The sequence below is a fragment of the Arthrobacter sp. 2MCAF14 genome, assembly GCF_052115645.1.
GTDB lineage: Bacteria > Actinomycetota > Actinomycetes > Actinomycetales > Micrococcaceae > Arthrobacter.
In genome coordinates this window covers 1-8862 of record NZ_JBFRHB010000074.1, presented here as the reverse complement: position 1 = coordinate 8862, position 8862 = coordinate 1, and the positions used below count along the sequence as shown (strand labels likewise).

The window sequence follows — 8862 nt, the reverse complement described above, 5'->3', positions numbered from 1 at the left end:
CCCAGCAGCAGTTCCTGCTGCAGGCGGTGGTCACCTCCGCCGCCGTAGAGGCGGTCCGTGATCCCGCGCGCGGCGTCGTCGTTGGCCGGAACGTTCGAATCCAGCAGCAACAGCGGCACGCGCCCGACGTCGGCCCGCCAGATGTGCGCGTTGAGCTTGCGTCCGTTGGGCAGCGGCAACGAGATCGTCACCGGCTTGCCGGTGCCGTCCTTGGACGGTTCACGCAGGAGTGTCAGCGGCAGGCCGTCCGGGTCAAGGACCGGGTAGGTTTCCTGCTGCCAGGCGTCCCGGGAAAGGGACTGCTTGAAGTAGCCCGCCTGGTAGAGCAGCCCGACGCCGATCAGCGGCACACCCAGGTCCGAGGCGGCCTTCAGGTGGTCCCCGGCCAGGATCCCCAGGCCGCCGGAATACTGCGGGAGCACCTCCGTGATGCCGAACTCGGGCGAGAAGTAGGCGATGCACGCCGGAGCGTCCGGACCCAGGCCCTGGTACCAGCGCGGCTCACTCAGGTACCGGTCCAGGTCCGCAGCCGCATGCTGCACGCGCTCCACAAGTTCATTGTTGGAAGCAAGTTGGTCCAGCTGATCGCGGCTGATTGACCCGAGGAGGCTTATTGGATCGTGACGGCTCTCCTCCCACAATTCCTGGTCAAGGCTCGCAAAGAGTTCACGGGTAGGCCGGTGCCACGACCAGCGCAGATTCATCGCGAGACGCGCCAGTGGCTGGATCGGCTCGGGGAGCAGTGTACGGACGGTAAACCTTCGAATTGCCTTCACGAGCGTCACACTAATCCACTCGGTGGACGGCAGGAACAGCTTTCGGTTTCTTTTAGGTAAATGACACATTGCGCGGAAGAGTCTGGGGTACCTCTTCGCAAAATGTGATTTTTCTCGCTAACGTCGAGGTTGTGACCACTACTGCAGCACCGCGATCCAGCTCAGCATCCAAGTCCAAGCAGAAGACCGGTATCACCGAAGGTCTTAGATTCGGCAGATTCCCCATCACGGCCGTGCAGCCCGTGATCGAGGAAGGCCGGTTCCCGGCCAAGGCCTTGCCTGGTGAAGATTTGGTGGTTGGCGCCACGGTCTTCCGTGAGGGCCACGACCAGCTGGGGGTGAGCGCCGTCCTGCTGGACCCCAAAGGCAAAGAACGCCAACGTGTCCGGCTCGCCCCGGCCCCGGGCGAGCGTGGCAAGGGAACCGACCGTTGGGAGGGCCTGCTGACCCCGACGGCGCCCGGAGCCTGGACTTTCGCAATCGAAGCCTGGCACGACCGCTACGGCACGTGGCATCACAACGCGGAAGTGAAGGTCGAGGCCGGCATCGATGTGGAGCTGATGCTCGCTGAGGGTGTCGCATTGCTCGCCGAAGCGGCAGGCGAAAGCGCCCGAAGCGCGGCGGACAAGCGCATCCTTCGCGCTGCCTCAGAAGGCCTCGCCGATACTTCGAGGACTGACGAGGAGCGCCTTGCCGCCGGCTTCAGCGAAGAGGTCGTGGCCGTCGTCGAGCGCCAGCCGATCCGTGAACTCGTGACCGTCTCGGAACAATACCCGCTCCTCGTGGAGCGTGACCTCGCCGGCCGCGGGGCCTGGTATGAATTCTTCCCCCGTTCCGAAGGTGCCGTGCTTGATCCCACCACGGGAACGTGGACTTCAGGCAACTTCACGACGGCGGCCAAGAGGCTCGACGCCGTTGCGGACATGGGCTTCGACGTCATCTATCTGCCGCCCATCCACCCGATTGGTTTCCAGCACCGCAAAGGACGCAACAACACCTTGACTCCGGGTCCGCAGGATCCGGGCTCGCCGTGGGCCATCGGCTCCGAAGCCGGCGGCCACGATGCCATCCACCCGGAATTGGGATCGTTCGAGGATTTCGACGGGTTTGTGGCCCGCGCCAATGAGCTGGGCCTCGAGGTCGCTCTGGACTTGGCGCTGCAGGCCGCCCCGGACCATCCCTGGGTGAAGACCAATCCGGAATGGTTTACCACTCGGGTTGACGGCAGCATCGCCTATGCCGAAAACCCGCCCAAGAAGTACCAGGACATTTACCCGCTGAACTTCGACAACGATCCCGCCGGACTATCCAAGGAAATCCTGCGCATCGTCTTCCTCTGGGTGAGCCACGGCGTGAAGATTTTCCGCGTGGACAACCCCCATACCAAACCGGTGTGGTTCTGGGAATGGCTGATCGGCAAGGTCAACAAAAAGTACCCCGACGTCGTTTTCCTCGCCGAGGCGTTCACCCGCCCCGCGATGATGCACGCTCTCGGCCGGGCAGGTTTCCAACAGTCGTACACGTACTTCACGTGGCGGAACACCAAGACCGAACTGGAATCGTATTTCCAGGAGGTCAGCCACGAATCCCCGGCGTATTTCCGCCCCAATTTCTTCGTCAATACCCCGGATATCCTCACCGAATACCTCCAATACGGCGGTCCGGCCGCATTCCGCATCCGCGCCGCTTTGGCGGCGACGGCCAGCCCGCTCTGGGGTGTGTACGCCGGATTCGAGTTGTACGAGCATGTGGCGCGTCCCGGTGCCGAAGAGTACATCGACAACGAGAAATATGAGTTCAAGGACCGCAACTGGGATGCCGCAGCCGCTTCCGGGCACAGTCTCGCCCCGTACATCACGCGGCTCAACGCCATCAGGAAGGCCCACCCCGCCCTGGGCGACCTGCAGAACCTGACTTTGCACCACAGCACGGACGACGCCACCATCGTGTTCTCCAAGCACAAGACCTTGCCTGACGGCAGCAAGGACACCTTGATCATCGTGGTCAACGTCGATCCCCACGGCATCAGGGAAAGCACCGTGACCCTGGATCTCTCGGCTCTTTCGCTGGATCCATCCGACTTCACCGCCAACGGACGATTCTGGGTGGATGATTTGGTCAGCGGCGAAAGCTGGGAGTGGGGCGAGTACAACTACGTCCGACTGGACGCCCATGTAGAACCGGCACACATTCTCAATATCCGGAGGTAGCCTTAGTGAGCTTCAATCCGCAGGGTCAGAGTCAGTACTTCACGCCGAAGAACACTTTCGAGCTGAACGCCCCGGGTCTTCAACATGACCCACATTGGTATCGGAAGGCTGTTTTCTACGAGGTTCTGGTGAGGGCCTTCGCGGATGCGAATGGTGACGGTTCCGGTGATTTCCACGGACTCATCGACAAGTTGGATTATCTGCAGTGGCTCGGAGTGGATTGTTTGTGGCTGCCGCCGTTCTTCGATTCGCCCTTGCGCGACGGCGGTTACGACATTTCCGATTACACGTCCGTGTTGGACGAGTTCGGCACCATCAGCGACTTCAAGCGGCTCGTGGCCGAAGCCCATGCGAGGGGCGTCAGGGTCATCATCGACCTCCCTCTGAACCACACCTCGGACCAACACCCTTGGTTCCAGGAGTCACGCAAGAACCCGGATGGCCCGTTCGGCGACTTCTACGTGTGGAGTGACACCGACGAGAAGTACCAGGACGCGCGCATCATCTTCGTGGACACGGAAGAGTCGAACTGGACGTTCGATCCGATCCGCCGGCAATTCTTCTGGCACCGTTTCTTCAGCCACCAACCCGACTTGAACTTCGAAAACCCCAAGGTCGTCGAGGCTCTGCACGACGTCGTCAGGTTCTGGCTGGACCAAGGCATTGACGGATTCCGGGCAGATGCCATCCCTTACCTCTTCGAGGAAGAGGGCACCAATTGCGAAAACCTGCCGGCCACCCACGGTTTCCTGCGGGACCTTCGGAAGATGGTGGACGAGAACTACCCGGGCCGTGTGATCATCGCCGAAGCCAACCAACCGCCGCACGACGTCGTCGAGTACTTTGGCACGGAGGAAGAACCGGAATGCCACATGGCCTTCCACTTTCCCATCATGCCGCGCCTGTACTATGCGCTCCGCGACCAGAAGGCCGCCCCCATCATCGAGACGCTGCGGGACACCCCGGGAATCCCGGCCGGCGCCCAATGGGGCACCTTCCTGCGCAACCACGACGAACTCACCCTCGAGATGGTCACCTCCGACGAACGTGCCGCCATGCTGGGCTGGTATGCCCCGGACCCGCGAATGCGCGCCAACATCGGGATCCGGCGCAGGCTTGCGTCGCTGCTGGACAATTCCCGCTCCGAGATCGAACTGATCAACGCGTTGCTGCTTTCCCTTCCGGGCAGCCCCTTCTTGTACTACGGGGATGAAATCGGGATGGGGGACAATATCTGGCTTGACGATCGCGACGCCGTCCGCACGCCGATGCAATGGAACCCGGACCGCAACGCCGGGTTCTCCAACGCCGACCCCGGAAAGCTGTACCTGCCGGTCATCCAGTCGCTGGTCTACAACTACAGCATGGCGAACGTCGAGGCGGAAGCGGCCCATTCCGGGTCGCTCCTGCGCTGGACACGGCAGATTCTGAGTGTCCGTAGGAACCACGCGGCCTTCGGGCTAGGCGGCTACCGGAACGTTCCGGCAGACCACGAAGTGGTCCTTGCCTATTTGCGCGAGCTCCGGGACGACAATCCGGAAGGCGAGGACGCCGAATCGATCCTGTGCGTTTTCAACCTGTCTCAGCATCCGGTTGCTACCACTTTGGATATCCCAGAATATGCCGGAAGAGGCTTGAGGGATGTGTTCGGAGGCCAACCGTTCCCGGGGATTGGCGCCGACGGCTCCCTGACCCTCACGCTCGGCAGCCACGACTTCTTCTGGCTTCGGATACGTTCGGCGGGTTCCACCGCCTCCTCGCCGTACACCCAGGCCATCCCAGTGCTCTCCATCGAAGGCTGACATGAGTCTCATGGCGCCCACCACGGTCCTGGCCTCCCTGCTGAAGGAATGGCTGCCCCGGCAGCGCTGGTTTCCGGTCAAGGCAGGGTTATTCGAATTGGATTTCGTCGGTTCGTTCGCCCTTTCCGCGCCCGCCTTTGGGACAGGCGTGGAGGTCCAGCTATTGTCCGTCGCTTACGCAACGGCCGATGGCGGGAGGCAGACCGACATCATCCAAGTACCGCTTAGCTTTCGTTCCGCGCCTTCGCCCGCCTTGGCACCTGCCTTGGTGGGCCAGATCGGTGGAACAAGCGAGCAGGATCCGGCTTTCTGGGTATACGATGCCCCCCACGATCCCGACTTTGTGACGGTATGGCTCGATCTCATCCGAGGCCAGGCGTCCGCAGAGCCCGGCGAGGGGGAGTGCACCGCGAGCGGACATGCCGTGCCGGGCAGCCTGCGGCTGCCCTCTGCCTCAGGATCCGTGCGAGTCTCTTCCGGCGAGCAGTCCAACACTTCAGTGATCGTCGACGACGGCGTGTCCGCGGCGATCGTGAAGATCTTCCGGGTCGTGTCGGTCGGCAAGAACCCCGAGGTGGAGGTGGGCGCGGCCTTGACCTCGGCGGGTACGAAGGAAGTGCCGTCCACCCTTGGATGGATTACGGGAACGTGGGAGGTGAGAACGTCTTTGGGCCGGCACGGCACAGCCTCGGCGGATTTCGCCGTCGCCCACGAATTCCTTGCCGGCGGCCAGGACGCATGGCGCCTCGCCGTCGACGCCGCGGCATCAGGCAGGGACTTTGCCGCCGAAGCCCGGCAACTGGGCCAGGCGACCGCCACCGTGCACCTCCGGCTCGCCGAAACCCTCGGAACCGCCCGGGAACGCGTTCCGGGCCAGGACATCGCGCCCGAAGTAGCCCGGCGCGTCCGCCAGTCCTGGGCTGAGGCGGGCACCGCCGTCGGGCCCCATGAGCAGCAGCTCGAGGCTCTCCTGACGCAACTGTCGGGCAAGGAAGCCGGGACGCTGCAGCGCATCCACGGAGACCTTCACCTAGGCCAGATCCTCTTGGTGCCCAGCGCCGCGGGCGAAGCGGCCCGGTGGGCGATCCTGGACTTTGAGGGCGAACCCCTGAGGCCGATCGAACACCGTAACATTCCCGACGTTCCCCTGCGGGACGTCGTCGGGATGCTGCGGTCCTTCGACTACGCGGCCGGCGCGGCCATCCGCGAGAACCCGGGTGCCCGGGTTCCCGCCACGTGGGTTGACGACTGCGCCGAGGCCTTCCTGGCAGGCTACAGCGACATCACCCCTGGAACTATTGACCGCCGCTCGCCGCTGTTTGTGGCATTGTGGCTGGACAAGGCCTTGTACGAGGTGATCTACGAGCTGCGGAACAGGCCGGACTGGTTGCCCATTCCGGTCAATGCTTCGCGGCAGCTCCTCGGAAACACGAGCCCCGGCACGGATGCCGTGGCGACATCGGAAGGTAAGGAAATGACAGGCTCAGCACGTACCGAACGGCCCCGAGTCCCGCTGTATGTGGACGCCGCTACCCTGGGCCGGGTGGCCGCCGGTGCGCACCACGCCCCGCACTCGGTGCTGGGCGCTCACCTTGACGACCACGGTCACGTCACCATCCGCACGGTCAAGCACCTCGCGGCGGAAGTAACCGTGGTCACCGAAGCCGGTTCCGTTCCGATGACCCACGAGACCGACGGGATCTGGGTGGCGGTCCTCGAACCGCTGCAGCACGGCCACGTTCCGGACTACCGCTTGGACGTCGTGTACGGCGATTCCGCGCCGGTGACGATCAACGATCCGTACCACTACCTTCCAACCGTCGGCGAGGTGGACCTGCACCTTATCGGCGAAGGCCGGCACGAACGGCTCTGGGACACGCTCGGCTCCCACGTCCAGCACTACCGCTCCCCGCTCGGCGATGTGGACGGCGTCTCCTTCGCCGTCTGGGCGCCAAATGCACAGGCAGTCCGCGTCAAGGGCGACTTCAACTCTTGGGACGGGCGTGAACACGCCTTGCGCTCGCTCGGTTCTTCAGGAGTCTGGGAAGTCTTCATCCCGGGCGTTGTAGCAGGGGCGTGCTACAAATTCGAGCTGCTGACGAAGGCCGGCCATTGGGTGGAGAAAGCCGATCCGCTCGCCTTCGGCACCGAAGTTCCGCCCCTGACCGCGTCACGCGTGGTGGAGTCCGGCTACCGTTTCAAGGACGACGCCTGGATGACGGCGCGCGCCAACAAGGACCCGCACAACTCACCCATGAGCGTCTACGAAGTCCACCTTGGTTCCTGGCGCCTTGGCCTCGGGTACAAAGAGCTGGCCAAGGACCTCGTGGACTACGTGAAATGGCTTGGCTTCACCCACGTCGAGTTCATGCCGGTGGCCGAGCACCCGTTTGGCGGTTCATGGGGCTACCAAGTCACGTCGTACTTTGCTCCGACCTCACGATTCGGGCATCCGGACGAATTCAGGTTCCTCGTTGATTCGCTGCACCAAGCGGGCATCGGCGTCATCCTGGACTGGGTCCCCGCGCACTTCCCGAAGGACGCCTGGGCCCTCGCCCGCTTCGACGGCGAACCGCTGTACGAGCACTCCGATCCCCGGCTCGGTGAGCACCCGGACTGGGGCACACTCATCTTCGACTTCGGCCGCACCGAGGTCCGGAACTTCCTGGTTGCGAACGCCCTGTACTGGCTTGAGGAATTCCACATCGACGGGCTCCGGGTGGACGCCGTGGCCTCCATGCTCTACCGGGACTATTCGCGCGAGGAAGGGGAGTGGTTCCCCAATGTCCACGGTGGACGCGAGAACCTGGAAGCCATCTCCTTCCTCCAGGAGGTCAACGCCACGATCTACAAGACCCACCCCGGGGCAGTGACCATCGCCGAAGAATCTACGGCGTTCCCGGGCGTTACCGCGCCGACCAACCATGGCGGCCTGGGGTTCGGCCTCAAATGGAACATGGGCTGGATGCACGATTCCCTCAAGTACATCTCCGAAAACCCGGTGAACCGCCGCTGGCACCACGGTACGGTGACGTTCTCCATGGTCTACGCCTTCACGGAGAACTTCCTGCTGCCCATCAGCCACGACGAGGTAGTGCATGGCAAGGGATCGATGCTGCGCAAGATGCCCGGCGACCGCTGGCAGCAGCTTGCCAACCTCCGGGTGTTCATGGCTTACCAGTGGGCGCACCCGGGCAAGCAGCTCATCTTCATGGGCACCGAATTCGGCCAAGAGGCCGAATGGTCCGAACAGCACGGGCTCGACTGGTTCCTTGCCGACATTCCGGCGCATCGCGGACTCCAGTTGCTCACCCGTGAGTTGAACACGCTGTACAGCTCGACGCCGGCCCTTCATGTCCGGGACAACGAGCCCGGCGGTTTCCAGTGGATTAACGGCGCGGACGCGGACCGCAACGTACTGACCTTTATCCGGTGGGACAACGACGGCAACCCCCTGGTGTGCGCCGTGAATTTCTCGGGAGGCCCGCACCAGAACTATGTGCTCGGCGTCCCGTCCGCCGGCGCATGGCAGGAAGTACTCAATACGGACGCCGAGGTGTACGGAGGCTCGGGCGTGATCAACAGCGGTGAACTGCTTGCCACCGCACCCGGGGCGGAAGGATTGCCTGCGGCACTGACCGTCACCTTGCCGCCGCTCGGAGCTTCCTGGTTCACGCCTGTGGGGTAGTTGTTCTGCTTTTCTGAGGGTGAAGGGTCCGGAAGCCTTGAGTTTCCGGGCCCTTTGCGTGGATCTAGCGGACGACCGCTGAAGCGCAGCAGGCCGCCTGACCGGGCTTTTGCCTCCCCGGAGAACTGGTGGTATAGTTAGTACCCGCGCTGCTCCCCTGTGGAGATCGGTGAAGTTGACTGAGTTCCTCGTGAAGATCAAGTCAAGAACGCCGATTTGACTAGGAGGCAAGCAGCCGGTAAGTTTGGGAAGTTGCTCCGGAGCGATCCTGGACCCTGTGGGGTGTGGGTGGTGCCGGGTGTGTCTGTTGTTTGAGAACTCAATAGTGTGCCAAGTTTGTTGATACCGATTTGTTTTTATGAATTGGTTGTTTTGGCTGGTCCTGT

The 8862-nt window shown here is 63.0% G+C and carries 4 protein-coding genes; 3 read left to right on the top strand and 1 reads right to left on the bottom strand.

Annotation, left to right across the window (positions count from 1 at the left end):
* Positions 1-776, bottom strand: a 776-nt coding sequence (locus AB4074_RS24325; protein WP_441415681.1) for a DUF3417 domain-containing protein, incomplete at its 3' end; no start/stop codon positions are given.
* A gap of 131 nt (positions 777-907) precedes the next feature.
* Between AB4074_RS24325 and AB4074_RS24320 the strand changes: the two genes are divergently transcribed.
* Genes AB4074_RS24320 through AB4074_RS24310 form a run of 3 tightly spaced genes read left to right on the top strand, consistent with a single transcriptional unit; the run spans position 908 to position 8476 of the window.
* Positions 908-2986: an alpha-1,4-glucan--maltose-1-phosphate maltosyltransferase gene (locus AB4074_RS24320; RefSeq protein WP_441415680.1), complete on the top strand. Its 2079-nt coding sequence runs from the start codon at positions 908-910 to the stop codon at positions 2984-2986.
* A 5-nt stretch (positions 2987-2991) separates the two neighbouring features.
* Complete coding sequence (gene treS / locus AB4074_RS24315; RefSeq protein ID WP_441415679.1) at positions 2992-4788, top strand: maltose alpha-D-glucosyltransferase; 1797 nt, start codon at positions 2992-2994, stop codon at positions 4786-4788.
* A 1-nt stretch (position 4789) separates the two neighbouring features.
* Complete coding sequence (locus tag AB4074_RS24310; RefSeq protein ID WP_441415678.1) at positions 4790-8476, top strand: 1,4-alpha-glucan branching enzyme; 3687 nt, start codon at positions 4790-4792, stop codon at positions 8474-8476.
* Positions 8477-8862: the final 386 nt, after the last annotated feature.